The 14,859-nt window shown below is 68.8% G+C and carries 14 protein-coding genes; 9 read left to right on the forward strand and 5 right to left on the reverse strand.

Annotated elements, in window-relative coordinates; genetic code table 11:
• Window positions 1-3 precede the first annotated feature (3 nt).
• From OCGS_RS11965 to OCGS_RS11975, 3 genes are all read left to right on the forward strand, one after another.
• On the forward strand, window positions 4-1,446 hold the full coding sequence (locus OCGS_RS11965) for an ABC transporter permease (protein WP_007427508.1): 1,443 nt from the start codon (window positions 4-6) through the stop codon (window positions 1,444-1,446).
• A gap of 73 nt (window positions 1,447-1,519) precedes the next feature.
• The gene (locus tag OCGS_RS11970; RefSeq protein WP_007427509.1) at window positions 1,520-3,604 is read left to right on the forward strand and encodes a dipeptide ABC transporter ATP-binding protein; all 2,085 of its coding nucleotides are present in this window, start codon (window positions 1,520-1,522) and stop codon (window positions 3,602-3,604) included.
• A 31-nt stretch (window positions 3,605-3,635) separates the two neighbouring features.
• Window positions 3,636-4,481, forward strand: a complete 846-nt coding sequence (locus OCGS_RS11975) for a DUF1206 domain-containing protein (RefSeq protein ID WP_007427510.1) — start codon at window positions 3,636-3,638, stop codon at window positions 4,479-4,481.
• Here OCGS_RS11975 and OCGS_RS11980 read toward each other — a convergent pair.
• Window positions 4,478-5,074, reverse strand: a complete 597-nt coding sequence (locus tag OCGS_RS11980) for a lytic transglycosylase domain-containing protein (protein ID WP_007427511.1) — start codon at window positions 5,072-5,074, stop codon at window positions 4,478-4,480. The two genes, OCGS_RS11975 and OCGS_RS11980, sit on opposite strands and share 4 nt — an antisense overlap.
• A 146-nt stretch (window positions 5,075-5,220) precedes the next feature.
• Here OCGS_RS11980 and ssb point away from each other — a divergent pair, with 146 nt between their 5' ends.
• Window positions 5,221-5,727, forward strand: a complete 507-nt coding sequence (ssb, locus tag OCGS_RS11985; protein WP_007427512.1) for a single-stranded DNA-binding protein — start codon at window positions 5,221-5,223, stop codon at window positions 5,725-5,727.
• Here ssb and aroB read toward each other — a convergent pair.
• The gene (aroB, locus tag OCGS_RS11990; RefSeq protein WP_007427513.1) at window positions 5,724-6,845 is read right to left on the reverse strand and encodes a 3-dehydroquinate synthase; all 1,122 of its coding nucleotides are present in this window, start codon (window positions 6,843-6,845) and stop codon (window positions 5,724-5,726) included. The two genes, ssb and aroB, sit on opposite strands and share 4 nt — an antisense overlap.
• Entirely contained in the window at window positions 6,842-7,393 is a 552-nt protein-coding gene (locus OCGS_RS11995; RefSeq protein WP_156801047.1) for a shikimate kinase, read from the reverse strand. Before OCGS_RS11995 ends, aroB begins: the two co-directional genes overlap by 4 nt.
• Before the next feature lie 144 nt (window positions 7,394-7,537).
• Here OCGS_RS11995 and OCGS_RS15555 point away from each other — a divergent pair, with 144 nt between their 5' ends.
• From OCGS_RS15555 to OCGS_RS12015, 5 genes are all read left to right on the forward strand, one after another.
• Window positions 7,538-7,672 carry a hypothetical protein gene (locus tag OCGS_RS15555; RefSeq protein WP_007427515.1) on the forward strand — a complete coding sequence of 45 codons (135 nt, stop codon included), beginning with the start codon at window positions 7,538-7,540 and terminating at the stop codon, window positions 7,670-7,672.
• Entirely contained in the window at window positions 7,662-9,197 is a 1,536-nt protein-coding gene (locus OCGS_RS12000; RefSeq protein WP_007427516.1) for a hypothetical protein, read from the forward strand. Before OCGS_RS15555 ends, OCGS_RS12000 begins: the two co-directional genes overlap by 11 nt.
• On the forward strand, window positions 9,194-10,117 hold the full coding sequence (locus tag OCGS_RS12005; RefSeq protein WP_007427517.1) for a tyrosine recombinase: 924 nt from the start codon (window positions 9,194-9,196) through the stop codon (window positions 10,115-10,117). Before OCGS_RS12000 ends, OCGS_RS12005 begins: the two co-directional genes overlap by 4 nt.
• 63 nt (window positions 10,118-10,180) lie before the next feature.
• The gene (locus OCGS_RS12010; protein WP_007427518.1) at window positions 10,181-11,488 is read left to right on the forward strand and encodes an HlyC/CorC family transporter; all 1,308 of its coding nucleotides are present in this window, start codon (window positions 10,181-10,183) and stop codon (window positions 11,486-11,488) included.
• Window positions 11,488-12,261 carry a glycerophosphodiester phosphodiesterase family protein gene (locus OCGS_RS12015; RefSeq protein ID WP_007427519.1) on the forward strand — a complete coding sequence of 258 codons (774 nt, stop codon included), beginning with the start codon at window positions 11,488-11,490 and terminating at the stop codon, window positions 12,259-12,261. Before OCGS_RS12010 ends, OCGS_RS12015 begins: the two co-directional genes overlap by 1 nt.
• Here the strand turns inward: OCGS_RS12015 and OCGS_RS12020 are convergent.
• Window positions 12,249-13,718: a carboxypeptidase M32 gene (locus OCGS_RS12020; protein WP_007427520.1), complete on the reverse strand. Its 1,470-nt coding sequence runs from the start codon at window positions 13,716-13,718 to the stop codon at window positions 12,249-12,251. The two genes, OCGS_RS12015 and OCGS_RS12020, sit on opposite strands and share 13 nt — an antisense overlap.
• The gene (ctaA, locus tag OCGS_RS12025; protein ID WP_007427521.1) at window positions 13,715-14,854 is read right to left on the reverse strand and encodes a heme A synthase; all 1,140 of its coding nucleotides are present in this window, start codon (window positions 14,852-14,854) and stop codon (window positions 13,715-13,717) included. Before ctaA ends, OCGS_RS12020 begins: the two co-directional genes overlap by 4 nt.
• Window positions 14,855-14,859 lie beyond the last annotated feature (5 nt).

Raw genomic sequence — 14,859 nt, forward strand, 5'->3', positions numbered from 1 at the left:
CCGATGGAACCTCTGTCATGGACGGGCGTGATGGCGCCCCTGATGCCGGTCCTGTGGATCGCGGCGGCGGTCTTCGCGGCCGCGACGGCGATCCGCCTCGTCGCCTCCGTCTTCGTCGCCGAAGGCAACCGGGTGACGCAATCGGACGGCACGCTGGCCGCGCGCACCGGGCCGCTGGCCGTGCTCGACCGGATCGCGCGCATGGCGTTCTTCGCCGTGCTGGCCTACGTCGTCACCTTCGTCGTCGTCGGCATCGTCGCCGGGCCGGGCGCGGGCATCCTCGGCGCCGTGGCGCAGCGCCTGCTGCCGGTCTGGCTGGCCCTGGCCGTGACTTTCGCGCTGTCCATCGCCTTCAAGGGGCGGCTCGGCCTTTACGGCAAGCTGTTCGACAGCCCCATCGGCATGGTCGGCTTCGCGCTTGTCATGTTCTGGGTCTATGCCGCCATCTTCGGCGCCGCGGGCCTGATCCTGACCCACGATCCGCTAGTGCAGATCTCGGGGATGAAGAACGCCCTGCCCGGCAGCCCCGTCGCCGGCAATGACGGCGCGGTCTACGACTGGTATCTGCTGGGCGGCGACAACCTGGCGCGCGATGTCTTCTCGCGCGTCATCGCCGGGGCCTGGGTGGTGGTGCAGATCGCCCCGATGGCCACGCTGTTCGCCTTCATGGTCGGCATCACGCTGGGCCTGCCCGCCGCCTATTTCGGCGGGCGGCTCGATACGGTCCTGTCGTTTCTGGCCAACCTGATCCTCGCCTTCCCGGTGATCCTGCTCTTCTATCTTCTGGTCACGCCCGAGATCGTCCAGACCGGCCTGCCCGCCTGGATGGGCGCGGTGATGTTCCTCTTTCCCATCGCCTTCACCGGCATCCTGCTGAACGCGCGCTACCGCACCCGGCCGCGCTTCAACGTCCCGCTGCTGGCCGTGGTGCTGGGGGCGATGTTCTGGATCTATCTGTCGCTGATCAGCGAACCCGGCAGCGCGATTTCCGTCCTGCCCCGGCCGCTCGACCTGTTCGACATTCCCGGCGGCATCCTCGTCGTCTTCGTCTCGGTCGTGTTCGTCAACGCGCCCACGGTTCTCCGCATCGTCCGGGGGCTGGCGATGGACATCAAGACGCGTGACTACGTCGCCGCTGCCCAGACCCGCGGCGAGCGCGCGTGGTACATCATGCTGTGGGAACTCCTGCCCAATGCCCGCGGCCCGCTGATCGTCGATTTCTGCCTGCGCGTCGGCTACACCACGATCCTGCTCGGCACGTTGGGATTTTTCGGTCTGGGCCTGCCGCCCGAATCGCCCGACTGGGGCAGCACCATCAACGAGGGCCGCAAGCTGCTGTCAATCTACCTGCACCCCGCCCTGCCCCCCGCCATCGCGCTGCTGACGCTGGTGCTGGGTCTGAACCTGCTGGCCGACGGCTTGCGCGAGGAAAGCCTGCGCGACTGACGCTCCGGAACGTACAATTCGCGCCCTGAACTGTACAAATTGTACGTTTCGCGGCGGATCGAAGGACGAACTGATGCCCAAGGACAGCCATGACGGCCCGATACTGGAAATCGACAACCTGTCGATCTCCTTCTTCACCCGCGACCGCGAAATCCCTGCGGTCATGGACTTTTCGTGCCGCGTCATGCCGGGCGAGGCGATGGGCCTCGTCGGCGAATCCGGCTGCGGCAAATCCACCGTCGCCCTGGGGGTGATGCAGGATCTGGGCGCCAACGGCCGCATCACCGGCGGCACCATCCGCTTCAAGGGCCGTGATCTGGCGGAAATGTCGCCGGGCGAATTGCGCGACATTCGCGGCCGCGAGATCGCGATGATCTATCAAGAACCGATGGCGTCCCTGAACCCGGCCATGAAGGTCGGCCGGCAACTCATGGAAGTCCCACGGATTCACGAAAGCATCACCCGGTCCGAGGCGCGCGCCCGCGCGCTGGAACTGGTGGCTGATGTCAAGCTGCCCGACCCCGAACGCATCCTCGACGCCTATCCGCATCAGCTTTCGGGCGGCCAGCAGCAACGCATCGTCATCGCCATGGCCCTCATGGCCAACCCCTCGCTTCTGATCCTGGACGAACCCACCACCGCGCTCGACGTGACGGTCGAGGCGGCGGTCGTGGAACTGGTCCGCGACCTGGGCCGCAAATACGGCACCTCGATGCTGTTCATCAGCCACAATCTGGGGCTTGTGCTGGAAACCTGCGACCGCCTTTGCGTCATGTATTCGGGCGAAGCGGTCGAGACGGGCAGCATCGAGGACGTGTTCGACAGGATGCGACACCCTTATACGCAAGCTCTTTTTCGCTCGATCCCGGTTCCGGGCGCGGACAAGAACACCAAGCCGCTGGTCGCCATTCCCGGCAATTTCCCCCTGCCGCACGAACGCCCGCCCGGCTGCAATTTCGGCCCGCGCTGCGACTATTTCCAGGCAGGCCGCTGCGACGCGAAGCCGATCCCGATGTTTGCCGTCAAGGACGACGACCGCCACCGCACCCGCTGCCTGCGGTTCGAGGAGATCGACTGGCAGGCCCTGCCGCTGGGGGTCGCGCAGACCGACCGCACCGAACCCGGCCGCGTTGTTCTTCGCATGGACAACGTGAAGAAATACTACGAAAGCGATGCCAGCACACTCTTTTCCGGCGGCGACCCCAAGGTCGTCAAGGCGAACGAGACGCTCAGTTTCGATGCGCGCGAGGGCGAAACGCTGGCCATTGTCGGGGAATCGGGTTGCGGCAAATCCACCTTCGCCAAGGTTCTGATGGGGCTGGAAACCGCGACCGAGGGGCGGATCCTTCTGGACGACCGCCCCATCGGCGACACCGCCATCGCCGACCGCACCACCGGCACCGTGGCCGACATCCAGATGGTGTTCCAAAACCCCTTCGACACGCTGAACCCGTCGATGACAGTGGGTCGCCAGATCACCCGCGCGCTCGAGGTGTTCGGCATCGGCGACAGCGAGGCGGATCGCCGCGAACGGATGCTGACGCTGCTCGATCTGGTGAAGCTGCCGCGCGAATTCGCCGACCGGATGCCGCGCCAACTGTCGGGCGGCCAGAAACAGCGCGTCGGCATCGCCCGCGCCTTCGCCGGCGACGCGCGGATCGTGGTGGCGGACGAACCTGTCAGCGCCCTCGATGTCAGCGTGCAGGCCGCCGTGACCGACCTGCTGATGGACATTCAGCGCGAACATCGGACCACGCTGCTGTTCATCAGCCACGACATGGGCATCGTGCGGTATCTGGCCGACCGGGTGCTGGTCATGTATCTGGGCCACGTGGTTGAGATCGGGAAGACCGAACAGGTCTTCGCGCCTCCTTACCACCCCTATACCGAAGCGCTTTTGTCCGCCGTGCCCATCGCCGACACGCGCGTGCAGAAAAAGCACATCGTGCTGGAAGGCGACGTGCCGTCGGCCATGAACCCGCCGCCGGGTTGCCCGTTCCAGACCCGCTGCCGCTGGAAATCCGAAGTGCCGGGCGGTCTGTGCGAAACGATCGTGCCGCCGATGGTGACGATCGAGGGCGGCCATCAGATCAAGTGCCACCTCAGCCGCGAAAAGCTCGACTCGATGGAGCCGGTGATTACGCTGGCGGACGACTGACTCGCATCAACATTCCAGAAAGGACGCCACGATGCCCGGAACGAACGAGACGGATTTCGGCTGGGCCGTGCCGGTCATGCGGGTGGGCTATGCCGGCCGCGCGCTGGTCTATCTGGCTGTCGCCGGCTTTGCCCTTTGGGCGATCTGGCACGGACAACAGGCGGAAGGCACATCGTCGGCCTTCCAGAAGCTCGAGGATTCGTGGTGGGGCGCCACCGTGCTGATCGCCGTCTTTCTGGGGCTGCTGGCCTATGCGGTGTGGCGCCTGATCGACGCCATCTGGGATCTGGAGGATTACGGATCGGACGGCGAAGGAATCGTGGCCCGTCTGGGGATGGTCGTGACCGGGTTGATCCATCTGGCCATCGGCATCGGCGCGCTGGCGGTGCTGTTCACGTCGGCAGGCAGCGGCGACCAATCCGCGATCGCCAGCGCCACGGCGACGGTGATGGGCTGGCCCGCGGGCCGGTGGATCGTCGGCATTGGCGGGCTGCTGACCATCGGCGCGGGGGGCTATTACCTGAAGAAAGCCTGGGGCCGCGATTACCGCGAACACCTTATCGGCAATCATTTTACCCGCAACTGGGACCCGGCGCTGCGCGGCGGCGTCGCGGCGCAGGGGCTGGTGGTGGGCATCATCGGCGCGCTGCTGGTCTATGCCGCCTTCACCGCCGATCCCAGCGAAGCGGGGGGCATGGGACAGGCCTTCGACTGGGTGTCGTCGCAGGCTTACGGGCGGATCCTGGTCGGGCTGCTCTGCGTCGGGCTGCTCAGCTTCGCGTTGTTCCTGGCCGTCAACGCCGCCTATCGCATCGTGCCGAAGGCGCAGGGCGACGACCTCGAAACGCTGGCGACGCGCTTCAAGGACGCGGTCTAACTGCCCAGGATCACGCGCACATAGGCCTGCGTCTCGGCATAGGGCGGCACGCCGCCATGCTGCTCGACGGCGCCCGGCCCGGCATTGTAGGCCGCCAGCGCCAGTTGCCATGTGCCGAACTTGCGATACTGCATCGCCAGATAGCGCGCCCCGCCGTCGAGGTTCTGTTCGGGATCGGCCGGATCGACCCGCAACAGCGCCGCCGTCCCCGGCATCAACTGCGCCAGTCCTAGCGCGCCCTTATGGGATACGGCGGCGGCGTTCCAGCCCGATTCGCGCTGGACCAGCCGCAGATACAGATCCTCGGGCACACCGTGCCTGCGGGCCGCGGCGCGCGCGATGGCCAGATACGGCCCGTCATAGCGCCCGGTAAACAGCGGCAGCGCCCCGTCGGCCGTGCGGCCCATCGGCTTGGCCACCTTGGGCTGCAACCGGACGGATCCCGCATATTGCGTGGCCCCCCGTCCGTCGAGAAAGCTGAACTGGCTGGCGCGGCCCGGTCCGGGGCCGTTCTTGGTCGATACCAGCATGTCGGCCAGCGCGGGTGCGGGCGACAGAAGGGCTGCGGCGCAGATCAGGGCGAACGGTTTCATGGGCACTCCGGGCTCTGGTCGCGGGGACGTTAACCCAAGGGTAGGGCCGGATCCAGCCGCCGCAGGCATGTTTCCCCCGCCGGGCGGGCGGTGTAGGGTCCGCGCGAACGGCCGGAATCGACCGGCACAGAACCAAGGGGAATGCGATGGCGGGTTCGGTCAACAAGGTCATCCTGATCGGAAATCTGGGACGCGACCCCGAGGTGCGAACCTTCGGCAACGGCGGCAAGGTCTGCAACCTGCGCATTGCCACGTCCGAGACCTGGAAGGACAAGAACAGCGGCGAACGGCGCGAAAAGACCGAATGGCACAGCGTCGCGATCTTTTCGGAGCCGCTGGTCCGCGTTGCCGAGCAATACCTGAAGAAGGGCTCGAAGATTTATGTGGAAGGGCAGCTCGAGACCCGCAAATGGCAGGATCAGTCCGGCCAGGACCGCTATTCCACCGAAGTCGTGCTGCGGCCCTATACCTCGACGCTGACCATGCTGGACGGACGCGGCGATGGGGGCGGTTCGGGCGGCGGCGGCTATTCCGACGACCGCGACTACGACCAGGGCGGATCGCGCGGATCGTCGCAGGGCGGCGGCGGCGGCGGCGGGCGGGGCGGCTATGGCGGCCCGTCGAACGATCTGGACGACGAGATTCCGTTCTAGGACCGGCGCGGTTCCGCGGCCGCGTCGCGCAGCACCTGCGCGATCAGCGGCGGCGGGACGTCCTCCGCCACGAAGGCCCGCCCGATCCCGCGCGCCAGGATCAGCCGCAGGCGTCCGTCGCGCACCTTCTTGTCCTGCGCCATCAGGCCGACCAGCGCCTCGGCATCCGGCAGATCGCCGGGAATATCGCCCAGATCCGCACGCATGCCCATCGCCCGCAGATGCGCGCGCACGCGGCCCGGATCCTCCTGCGGGCAAAGACCCATCCTCGCGGACAGATCGAAGGCCAGCGCACAGCCGATGGCCACCCCCTCGCCATGCAGAAGCCGGTCGCCATAGCCCGTCGCGGCCTCCAGCGCGTGACAGAAGGTATGCCCGAGATTGAGAAGCGCGCGCTCGCCCTCCTCGGTCTCGTCGCGCGCGACGATGGCGGCCTTCATCGTGACGGACGTGGCCACCGCCTGCATCCGCAGCGCGCCGTCGCTCGCCGCCAGCGCCGGGCCATTCGCCTCCAGCCACTCGAAGAAGGCCGCATCCCCCAGCAGCCCGTATTTCGCCACCTCGCCGTAACCGGCCAGAAAGTCGCGCGGCGGCAGCGTCGCCAGCACGTCCGTATCGGCCAGCACCAGGCTGGGCTGATGGAACGCGCCGATCAGGTTCTTGCCCGCGGCGGCGTTGATGCCAGTCTTGCCGCCGACGGAACTGTCCACCTGCGCCAGCAGGCTGGTGGGGACCTGCACGAACCGCACCCCGCGCCGCAGGATCGCCGCGGCAAAACCCGCCAGATCGCCGATCACGCCGCCGCCCAGGGCGATGACGATGTCGCGCCGTTCGACCTTTCGCGCAAGCAGCCAGTCCAGCGACCGTTGCAGGCAGGGCCAGCCCTTCGTTTCCTCTCCGGCGGGAAGGACCAGCGCGGCGGCGTCGATGCCCTGGGCGGCCAGCGCCCTTTCCAGCGCGGGCAGATGCAGCCCTGCGACGTTCTCGTCCGTCAGGATCGCCACGCGCGGCCGCGCCAGAAGCGGGGCGATCTGCGCGCCTGCCTCGGCCAGCAGGCCCGGCCCAATGCGCACGACATAGCTGCGCGCGCCCAGATCGACGGGAATGTCCTGTCTCATGTCGTTTCCTTGTCCAGCACGTCGGGACGGGTCGCCAGCGCCTCGACGACGCGGCCGGCCGTCGCCTCGATAGTGAGGTTCGGCGCGGTGTCCACCACCAGATCGGCCAGCGCATAGACAGGCTCGCGCTGCGACAGGATGGCGGCCAGCGTCGCGCGCGGATCGTCGGTGCGCAGCAGCGGGCGGGTATCCTTGCGGCGCACGCGGGTCCACAACAGATCCAGATCGGCGCGCAGCCAGACCGACACGCCGTCGCGCCCGATGGCCGCGCGGTTGTCGGCCGACAGGAACGCCCCGCCGCCGACCGACAGGATGCCCGGCCGGCCCGCCAGAAGACGGGCCAGAACCTGGCTTTCCTTGCGGCGGAAGAACGGCTCGCCGTCGCGGGCGAAGATCTCGGCGACCGACCGGTTGGCCGCGCGCTCGATCTCGGCATCCGAATCGAGGAACGCGACCCCCAGCCGCCGCGCCACGGCCTGCCCCACGGCGGTCTTGCCCGCACCCATCATGCCGACCATCACCACCGTCTTGTGCAACCTCAATCGCAAATGGCGCAGTCCCGCTGAAATCGTGTCCTTCGGCCCGGAATGGCGTGTTCTTGCCCGAAAGACCAGTTATAAACCCCGCGACGGCGCCGCAGACGCGCCGCGTGCCGGCAACGGCCCCGAGGACGAGCGTGAAGGACCGAGCCGATGTTCCGACTGATCAAGCTGCTGCTGGTGCTGGCGGTGCTGGCGCTGATCGGGCTGACGGGGTTCGCCTATCTGGGCACCATGTCGCCCGACAGCCGCGAGATGAAAGTGCCGGTGACGCTGGATGCCGAATAGCGCCCACCTGGCCGCCTGCGCGCTGGCCACCCTTCTGACCGCCGGGCCGGTCGCGGCGCAGACGCCGCTTTCGGCCATCGACTGGCTGTCGGATTCGGTGCGCAAGCCCGCGACGGCGGCGAAACCCCGCCGCGCGCCCGCGACCGACGTGGCGGTGAACGCGCTGCCGCGACAGGTGACGGTCGCGCCGCTGGGGGCGCCCGCGCCCGACCGGGTGGGCCTGCTGCCCGCCGAACGCGTGGGCCTGCCCGACGATCTTTGGCACGGCTCGGCCTCGGCGGATCTGGCGCGCGCGCTGTCGCACGACCGCGCGGGCGCGCTGCCTGCCCTGCGCGATCTGCTGCGCGCGATGCTGCAAAGCGCCGCCGAGCCGCCCGCCGACAGCGGCCCCGAAGCGGTCCTGTTCTTCGCGCGGATCGACGCGCTGCTGGCGATGGGCGACATCGACGCGGCGCGCGCCCTTCTCGACCGGGCCGAGCGCGAGGAGCCGCGCCATTTCCGCCGCTGGTTCGACATCGCGCTGCTGACCGGGCACGAGGATCTGGGCTGCGCGCGGATGCAGGCGCTGCCCGCGATCACGCCGACCTATGCCGCAAGGGTGTTCTGCCTGGCGCGGGGCGGCGACTGGGCGACGGCGGCACTGACGCTGGACACGGCCAGCGCGCTTGGCGTCGTCGGCCCGGCCGAGGCGGCGCTGCTGTCCGCGTTCCTCGACGACGGAACCGAACCCGCCGCCAGCCTGATCCCGCCGCGCCAGCCCTCGCCGCTGCAATTCGCGCTGTTCGAGGCGATCGGACTGCCCATCGGCACCGCGTCGCTGCCGCTGGCCTTCGCCCATTCCGACCTGCGCCACACCGTCGGCTGGAAGGCGCAGATCGAGGCGGCCGAACGGCTGGCGCGGGCGGGCGCGATTTCGGGATCGCAGCTTTGGTCGGTCTATGGGGCGCGGCAGGCGGCGGCATCGGGCGGCGTCTGGGACCGGGTCAGGCTGGCGCATGACCTCGATGCCGCGATGCAGGCGGGCGATGCAGGCGCCGTGGCCGATCTGCTGCCGGATCTCTGGGACGCAATGCGCGCGGCGGGTTTGGCCCATGCCTTCGCGGCGCATTACGGGCCTGCGCTGTCGCGGCTCGACCTCGATGGGGGGGCGGCGCGGACGCTGGCGGAAATCGGCGTGCTGTCCCCCGCACGCGACCGCATCCTTGCGACCGATGCGGCGAACGCGCTCCCGCCTTTCCTTCTTTCGCTGGCGCGCAGCGCGCCCGATCCGTCGGCGGCCGCGTCGGACCGCGAACGCGCCATCGCCGAAGGGTTCGACGCGCCGCCCCCCGCGCGGGCCGGCGAGATGCTACAGACCGGCCGCATCGGCGAGGCGCTGCTGATGGCGATGGATCTGATCGAGACGGGCGAGGCGGGCAATCCCGACGCCCTGCACGACGGTCTGGCGATCCTGCGGGCGGCGGGCCAGGACGACACCGCGCGGGACGCGGCGCTCGACCTGCTGATCCTGGATCGCCGCATATGATCGCCGCCGGCACCATGCGCCGGATCGAGGCCTTCCTCGAGGCGCAGGCGGCCGAGATGAACGCCGCGCGCAACACGCAGCTGGCCTATGCGCGCGATCTGAAGGATTTCGCCGGTTGGCTGGACCGCCGCGATCTGGACCTGATCGCCGCCACGCGCGAGGATATCGAGGCGTATATGGTTCACTGCGACGCGCAGGGCCTTGTCGTGGCGACCCGCGCGCGGCGCCTTTCGGCGATCCGGCAGCTTTACCGCTTCGCCTTCGACGAAGGCTGGCGACCGGACAATCCCGCCATCCAGATTCGCGGGCCGGGCCGCGCCCGCCGTCTGCCCCGCACGCTCAGTCTGGCCGAAGTCGAGAAGCTGATCGACGCCGCCCGCATCACCGGACGCACCCGCGCCGAACGGTTGCGCAACACCTGCCTGCTGGAACTGATCTATGCCACCGGCATGCGGGTGAGCGAGCTGGTCACGCTGCCGCTGGCGGCGGCGCGGGGCGATCCGGGGATGCTGCTGGTCAAGGGCAAGGGCGGGCGCGAACGGCTGGTGCCGCTGTCGGCCCCCGCGCGCGCTGCGCTGGCCGCCTGGCTGTCGCTGCGCGAGGATATGGGCGTTCAGGGACCGGGCGCGCGCTATCTCTTTCCGTCGCATGGCAAGGCGGGGCATCTGACGCGCAACTGGTTTCACGGGCTGACCAAGACGCTGGCCGCCAGCGCGGGCGTCGCGCCCGACAAGGTGACGCCGCATAATCTGCGCCATGCCTTCGCAACGCATCTGCTGGCCGGCGGCGCGGATCTGATATCGATTCAGGCGATGCTGGGCCACGCCGATGTCGCGACGACCGAAATCTATACCCATGTCCTCGACGGGGCACTGCACGATCTGGTGCTGACGCGGCATCCGCTGGCCGGGTCGGACTGACGGCTTGTCACCGGGACGGCGCTTGCGCATAAGCGGGGCTGTCTTCGCAACCTTCGGACCCGCATGGATCCCGCCGCCCCCATCTTCGACACCGCGCTGATCGTCACCGTCGGGGCGATCCTGCTGTTGCTGGTCCTGTCCGCGTTCTTTTCGGGGTCGGAAACCGCGCTGACGGCCGCGTCGCGCGGCAAGCTGCGCAGCCAGGCCGACCGCGGATCGCGCGGGGCCGCGCGTGCGCTGGACATCACCGAGGACAACGAACGCCTGATCGGGTCGGTGCTGCTGGGCAACAATCTGGTCAACATCCTGGCCACGTCGCTGGCCACCGCGCTGTTCACACGCGTTCTAGGCGACAGCGGCGTGGCGCTGGCGACGCTGGTGATGACCTTCCTCGTCCTCATCTTCGCCGAGGTGCTGCCCAAGACCTACGCGATCACCAACGCCGAAAAGGCCGCCAGCATGGTCAGCGCGCCCATCGGCATCGTCGTGCGGGTTTTCGCGCCCGTCGTCGGCGCGGTGCGGCTGCTGGTGCGGCTGGTGCTGCGCGGCTTCGGCGTGCAGACCGACCCGCACGGCCAGATCCACGCCTTTCGAGACGAGATCGAGGGCGCGCTGACGCTGGGCCATTCCGAAGGCATGGTCGAGAAGGAGGACCGCGACCGCATCCTCGGCGCGCTCGATCTGGGCGACCGCACGGTCGAGGAAGTGATGCGCCACCGCTCGCAGATCGAGATGGTGGACGGCGACATGCCCGCGGCCGAAATCCTGGAACAATGCCTGCGCTCGCCCCATACCCGCCTGCCGGTCTATCGCGACAGCCACGAGAACATCGTCGGCGTGGTCCATGCCAAGGACCTGCTGCGCGCCATGTGGGACCGCCGCCCCGACGCCGCCGCCAACGGTGCCCGGATGACCGATTTCGACATCACCGAAGTCGCCATGCCGCCCTATTTCGTGCCCGAGACGACGACGCTGGACGAACAGATGCGGCAGTTTCTGGTGCGGCACACCCATTTCGCGCTGGTCGTGGACGAATACGGCGCGCTTCAGGGCCTGATCACGCTGGAAGACATCCTCGAGGAAATCGTCGGCGAAATCACGGACGAGTTCGACCTCGATCCCGAACATCCCCTGCGGCGCACCGAAGGCGGCGATTATATCGTCGATGGCGGCATGACCATCCGCGACCTCAACCGCGCGGCCGACTGGCAACTGCCCGACGACGAGGCCAACACCATTGCCGGGCTGGTCATCCACGAGGCGCAGACGATCCCCACCCAGGGCCAGGTCTTCAGCTTCCACGGCTTCCGGTTCGAGGTGATGCAGCGCATCGACAACCGCATCACCCGCCTGCGCATCCGCCCGCTGTAATGCCGGTCGAAACCGGGTTTCCCTATCTCGACACCGGCGGCCCCATCGCCTTCCCCCATCGCGGTTTCGCCGATGGTTGCGCCGAAAACACCGCCGAAGCCATCGACGCCGCCGTGGCAATGGGCTTCACCCATGTCGAGACGGACGTGCAGGCGACCCGCGACGGCGTTGCGGTGCTGTTCCACGACGACCGGACCGACCGTTTGATGGGCCGGCCGGGCCGCATCGCGGATCGGGACTGGTCGGATTGGCGCGACGCCGCGGTCGCGGGCGGCGGCAGGCTGACGCGGCTCGACGCGGTGCTGTCGGATCATCCGCGGCTGAACCTGAACCTCGACGCCAAGACCGACGGCGCGGTCGCCCCGACGATCCGCGCCATTGCCGGTGCGGATGCCGTGGAGCGCGTCTGCATCGGATCGTTCGACATCCGCCGCACGCGGGCCATCCGCGACGCGCTGGGTCCGCGCCTGTGCTGGTCGCCTGCGCAGGGCGGCGTCGCGCGGCACTGGCTGCGCGGCTGGGGCCTGCCGCTGGCGACGGACGGGGCCCCGGTCTTGCAGATCCCGACGCACTGGCACGGCATCCCGCTGGTCACGCGGCGTCTGCTGAAGGCGGCCCACGGCGCCCGCGCGCATGTCCATGTCTGGACCATCGACGATCCGGCCGACATGGAACGGCTGCTGGATCTGGGTGTCGACGGCGTGATGAGCGACCGGGCCGACACGCTGCGCGAGGTCTTCCGCCATCGCGGTATCTGGGCTCAAAGCCGATAGATCGCCGCGAACTTCGCCTCGAGATAATCCAGCAACGGACCTTCGGACGGCTCCTGCTCCGTCGCGTGGGCCACGGTCGCGCGCGGCCCGCGCAGCCCGCCCCAGCGTTGCAGACGCTCGCGCAGCCAGCCCGTCGCGGGCGACGTGTCGCCCCGCGTCAGGGCCGCATCCAGATCGGGCAGGTCCCGCCGCAGCGCCGCATGCAGGCACCCGGCATAGACGTTGCCCAGCGTATAGGTCGGAAAATATCCGAACAGCCCCACCGACCAGTGCACGTCCTGCAGGCACCCTTTCGACGGACGGTCCACCGGATAGCCGAAATCGGTCAGGAAGCGGGCATTCCACGCCTCCTCCAGCTCGGCGGGGGCCAGCGTTCCGTCGATCAGCGCGCGTTCCAGATCGAAGCGCAGCAGGACATGCAGGTTATACTGCACCTCGTCGGCCTCGGTGCGGATGAACCCGCGATGCAGCCGGTTCACCGCGCCATAGAACGCGTCCGGCTCCAGGCCCGTATCGCCGAATGTCGCCGTCATCCGTCCGTGCAGCCAGCCGGTAAAGGCGCGGCTGCGGCCAAGCTGGTTCTCGTAGAGGCGCGACTGCGATTCGTGCACGCCCATCGACACGCCCTGCCCCAGCGGCGTCAGCGCGAAGGCAGGGTCGATCGCCTGCTCATAGGCGGCATGGCCGACCTCGTGCACGGTGGAATAGAAGCAGTTGAACGGATCGTCCGGCGCGGTGCGGGTGGTGATGCGCACATCCGCGCCCGACCCGCTGCTGAACGGATGCACTGCCTTGTCGATCCGCCCGCGCGTGAAGTCGTAGCCGAAGGCGGTCGCAAGCTCGGTCGCGATGGCAAGCTGACCGCCCTCGCCAAACGTGCCGGTCAACGGCACGGGCTGATGCGGCGATCCCAGGGCCGCGTCCCGCAGCGCCAGCAGACGCGGGCGCAATGCACCGAACATCGCCGTCAGGCTTTCGGCGGTGGCGCCCGGTTCGTAATCGTCCAGCAGCGCGTCATAGGCATCGCCGCCCTGCGCCAGATGCTGCGCTTCCTCGCGCCGCAGATCGACCACGCGCGCCAGCACCGGCACAAAGGCGGCGAAATCCTCGGCCGCGCGTGCCTCGGCCCATTGGCCCTGCGCCAGCGAGGTGACGCGCGCCAGCTCGGCCGCCAGCCTGGCGGGCACCTTGGCCGTGCGGTCGAACATTCGCCGGATCAGCCGCAGGTTGGCGGCGGCCACGTCGTCTGCGGCCTCGGCCCGGTCCAGCCAGTCGCCGATGCGCGGATCGGACCGCCGCGCATGCAGCACGCCCTCCATCGCGGCCATCTCCTCGCCGCGCTGATGGGCGGCGCCGCGCGGCATCACCGTTTCCTGATCCCAGCCCAGCCGGCCCGCAACCTGCGCCAGCGCCTCGGTCTCGCGCTGGAAATCCATCAGATCGTCATAGGCGCTCATGCGGCATCCCTCAGCGATTGCGCGCGCGGCCAGATCGTCTGGTGCCGGGCGCGCAGCACCAGCACCCACAGCACCACCGCGCCGAACTGGTGCAGGATCGCCAGGGACCACGGCGCGGAATACATCACCGTCGCGATGCCCAGCACCATCTGCAACACCGCCATGCCCAGCACGCCGTGAAAAGCCGCGCGGCTGGCGCGATAGGGCGAGCGGCGCGCGCGCAGGAAGGCGGCGACGATCAGCGCCAGCAATGCATAGGCGATGATGCGGTGCACGAACTGGACCAGCCCGTCATCCTCGAAGAAGTTGCGCCACCAGGGGCTAAGCTGGAACGGATCGGGCGGCAGGAACCCGCCCGCCATCAGCGGCCAGTCCACATAATTGCGTCCCGCGTCGATCCCCGCCACCAGCGCGCCCCAGACGATCTGCAAGAACGTCACGGCGGCCAGCACGGTCGTCCAGCGGCGCAAGGCCGGCTCGCCCGCGCGGCGCGCCCGCATCAGATCGGCTTCGGTCCGGCGCAGCGACAGCACATACCACGCGATGACGCCGAGGATGACGAAAGCCAGGCCCAGATGCACCGCCAGCCGATAGGACGCGACATCGAGGCGCGTCCCTTCCAGCCCCGACGACACCATCCACCACCCGACAAGTCCCTGCAAACCGCCAAGCGCCCCCAGCAACAGCAGCCGCGCCGTCCAGCCGGGCGGGATCTTGCGCGCGGCCAGAAAGCCCAGAAAGCCCGCCGCCCAGACCAGCCCGATCACGCGGCCAAGCTGCCGATGCCCCCATTCCCACCAATAGATGACCTGGAACTCCGCCAGGCTCATGCCGCTATTCTGCAACCGGTATTCGGGGATCGCGCGATAGCGGTCGAACTCGGCCTGCCAGTCGGCGGCGTTCAGGGGCGGGATGGCCCCGGTGACGGGCCGCCATTCGGTGATCGACAGCCCGCTATCGGTCAGCCGCGTCAGCCCGCCCACGGCGATCATCACGACGACCAGAACGAACAGCGCGATCAGCCACCACATTACGCCGCGCCGTGCCCCGCGCGGGCGCGCGTCGATCATGCCACCCCTGGGCGCGGTCTTCTCGGCCGTGCCGACTTCCTCGAATATCGCGCGCTTGCCTGCCATCGCTC

Origin of the sequence: Oceaniovalibus guishaninsula JLT2003, from assembly GCF_000299575.1 — a bacterium.
GTDB classification, from domain to species: Bacteria; Pseudomonadota; Alphaproteobacteria; order Rhodobacterales; family Rhodobacteraceae; genus Palleronia; species Palleronia guishaninsula.

Bases quoted from the DNA above. Each gene is read 5' to 3' on its own strand.
- OCGS_RS11965 (WP_007427508.1), top strand. From the start codon at position 4: ATGGAACCTCTGTCATGGACGGGCGTGATGGCGCCCCTGATGCCGGTC.
- OCGS_RS11970 (WP_007427509.1), top strand. From the start codon at position 1,520: ATGCCCAAGGACAGCCATGACGGCCCGATACTGGAAATCGACAACCTG.
- OCGS_RS11975 (WP_007427510.1), top strand. From the start codon at position 3,636: ATGCCCGGAACGAACGAGACGGATTTCGGCTGGGCCGTGCCGGTCATG.
- OCGS_RS11980 (WP_007427511.1), bottom strand. From the start codon at position 5,074: ATGAAACCGTTCGCCCTGATCTGCGCCGCAGCCCTTCTGTCGCCCGCA.
- ssb (WP_007427512.1), top strand. From the start codon at position 5,221: ATGGCGGGTTCGGTCAACAAGGTCATCCTGATCGGAAATCTGGGACGC.
- aroB (WP_007427513.1), bottom strand. From the start codon at position 6,845: ATGAGACAGGACATTCCCGTCGATCTGGGCGCGCGCAGCTATGTCGTG.
- OCGS_RS15555 (WP_007427515.1), top strand. From the start codon at position 7,538: ATGTTCCGACTGATCAAGCTGCTGCTGGTGCTGGCGGTGCTGGCGCTG.
- OCGS_RS12000 (WP_007427516.1), top strand. From the start codon at position 7,662: ATGCCGAATAGCGCCCACCTGGCCGCCTGCGCGCTGGCCACCCTTCTG.
- OCGS_RS12005 (WP_007427517.1), top strand. From the start codon at position 9,194: ATGATCGCCGCCGGCACCATGCGCCGGATCGAGGCCTTCCTCGAGGCG.
- OCGS_RS12010 (WP_007427518.1), top strand. From the start codon at position 10,181: ATGGATCCCGCCGCCCCCATCTTCGACACCGCGCTGATCGTCACCGTC.
- OCGS_RS12015 (WP_007427519.1), top strand. From the start codon at position 11,488: ATGCCGGTCGAAACCGGGTTTCCCTATCTCGACACCGGCGGCCCCATC.
- OCGS_RS12020 (WP_007427520.1), bottom strand. From the start codon at position 13,718: ATGAGCGCCTATGACGATCTGATGGATTTCCAGCGCGAGACCGAGGCG.
- ctaA (WP_007427521.1), bottom strand. From the start codon at position 14,854: ATGGCAGGCAAGCGCGCGATATTCGAGGAAGTCGGCACGGCCGAGAAG.